This window comes from Bradyrhizobium sp. MI1.3 (assembly GCF_055811695.1).
In genome coordinates, this window is sequence record NZ_JBVVPQ010000179.1 from 1 (window position 1) to 2,646 (window position 2,646).

Here is a 2,646-nt window from a genome sequence, read left to right on the forward strand (position 1 = left end):
GCCAGAAGATTGTAGAACCGGCTCGGCACCGACACCCCCGCAACGTCCTTTCGGTACGGAATGATCCAGAGATTGGCCGCCGCCAGGAATGCCTCGAGCTCGGCATCCTCGACCCGCCCCACGAAGGAGACGTTGGGCAAGTTCGCCTCAGTCTGCAACTGCTTCAACCGCTCGAAGCCGATGCCCCAGCCGGAGAGCAGAAAGTGGATGCCAGGCTCGGCCCTCAAAAGGCGCGCCGCCTCGAACACGATCTCCGGATCATGGGTGAAGCCGAGATTGCCCGACAGGCCGACAACGAAATCCGCCGAGAGCGCTTTGCGGAACGGATTATCCGGCGTCACCGGCCGGGGTGCGGCCACGAGCGTCGCCCAGTTCGGGATGAAGCGGATCTTGTTCCGCGTCATGCCGGAATAGCTCAGCAGCGGCCGTTCCGCATCGCGGCCGATGGTGATGACGGCATTGAGCGCGCGGAACATCAGACTGTTGGCGGCGCGCATCATCATAGCCACGATCGAACCGGGCTTCAGCAGGCCCGCCATCACCAGCACGTCGGGGAAGAGGTCGTGCATGATCAGCGCCGAGCGCGCGCCCTTCAGCCTCGCCGCCGCCGCGACAGCGTAAGGCAGCATGAACGGTGCGGTGACGGTGAGCACGACGTCACCTCGCCTCAGCTCCCGTGTCAGCGCCAGAAACGTGCGCGCCGCGAACAGCAGCTCGGAGGCGCCGCGCCGCACCAGCGCCGCCTTACCCGCCATCCGGTTCTTGACGGCGATTATCCGCGGGTTGCCCGGGCCGGTCTGCAAGGCCGGCAATGCCCCTGATGAGCCCGACAACACCACGACCTCGTGATCCCGGGCGAGGCGGCAGGCGATCTCGGCCATGATCGAAGCCGTCGTGCTCGGATCAGGCGGGTAATGCTGGCTCGCCACGACGATCTTGCCTCGAGGCTGCATGGTCAGGCCGCGGTCGATCCGAATTCCGGCACCGCGTCCTTCAGGATGGTCCTGATGGTGGCCCGATCGTCGCGCGCGATCGCCTGCTCCAGCGCCGCAATCCATTTGCGCAGCGTCTGCATCGGCGGCTCGTTCGGCTGCGCGGCCATGATGCCGGCGACGCCGATCTCGCGGGTCGGCTCCTCGGAGGCGAACAGGATTTCGTGCAGGCGTTCGCCGGGCCGCATGCCCGTGAACACGATGTCGATGTCGTAGCCGGGTTGCAAGCCCGAGAGACGGATCATGCGCTCGGCGAGATCGACGATCTTCACCGGCTGGCCCATGTTGAGCACGTAGACCGACACGTCCGAACGCTGCGTTCCGAGCGCATGCGTTGCCGCCGTGATGACGAGATCGCAGGCTTCGCGGATGGTCATGAAGTAGCGGACCATGTCCGGATGGGTGACGGTCACGGGACCGCCGGCATCGATCTGGGCCTTGAACTTCGGCACCACCGAGCCGTTCGACGCCAGCACGTTGCCGAACCGGACCGAGATCAGCCGCATCGACCGCCTGGCGCCGCCGTGGCCCGCCGCAAGATCATGGTCGAGCGCCTGGCAATACATCTCCGCGAAGCGCTTGGTCAGGCCGAGCATCGACACCGGCTCGATCGCCTTGTCGGTCGAGATCATCACCATGGCTTCGGCGCCGGCGCTGTGCGCGGCATCGGCAACGTTGATCGAACCGAAGATGTTGGTCTTGACGCCCTCGCTCCAGTCGCGCTCGAGGATCGGCACGTGCTTGAGCGCGGCGGCATGGAACACGATGTCCGGCTTGAACTCGGCCATCAGGCGCATGATGCGCTCACGGTCGCGGATGTCGGCGATCCGCCCTTCGATCGAAGCGGCAGTGCCGAGCGCCGCGAGCGTTTCCGTGATCGCGTAAAGAGCCGGCTCGGAATTTTCCACGATCAGAAGGCGCGCGGCGCCGAACGCGACGACACGTTCGCAGATCTCGGAACCGATCGAGCCGCCCCCGCCGGTGACGATCACCGCCTTGCCCTCGATCAGGGCCTCGAGCCGCGCATAGTCGATCTTTTCGCTCGGCCGCAGCAGCAGGTCCTCGACCGCCACGGCCGTCAGCCGCGGCGTATCGCCGCTCTCGAGCGAGGGCATGCGATTGACGATCACCCCGAGCTTGCGGGCCCGCATCAGGATCGATTCGGGATGAGCCTCCGGCTCGAACGCCGACGGTGTCATCACAACGCGCGCGATCGGCTTGCCGCGCTTGGCGAAGTCGGCGATGACGTCCTCGACGTCGTCGACGCCGCCCAGCACCGGGACGTTGCGGATGAACTGGCCGCGATCGGCACTCGACGGCGAGAGCACGCCGACCGGCCAGATGCGCTTGATGGCCCCGCTCTCGATTCCGCGCAACAGCACCTCGGCATCCGCGGCGCGGCCGATCAGCAGCGTCGGCGCAGCATCCCCGGTGCGGGCGTGACGCCGCACTCGCGTATAGCGGAAATAGCGATAGGTTATGCGCAACGCGCTGAGGAAGGAGATCTCGAGGAACCAATAGAGGACGATCGTCACCTTGCCGAGGAAGAAGGCGCCGCGGACATTGGGGGAAACGAAGATATAGTCGAGCGCCAGGAGCGCAACCGTCAGCACGGTCGCGACGCGGATGATGTTCAGCGCGTCAGGCAGCGAGA

General features: G+C 66.0%; 2 protein-coding genes. Both read right to left on the reverse strand.

Annotation, left to right across the window (positions count from 1 at the left end):
* A partial coding sequence (locus tag AC0L3A_RS40395) for a glycosyltransferase family 4 protein (RefSeq protein ID WP_473256547.1) occupies window positions 1-953 on the reverse strand: 953 nt, incomplete at its 3' end.
* 2 nt (window positions 954-955) lie between these two features.
* The coding region (locus AC0L3A_RS40400; RefSeq protein WP_473256548.1) for an SDR family NAD(P)-dependent oxidoreductase at window positions 956-2,646 on the reverse strand (1,691 nt) is incomplete at its 5' end.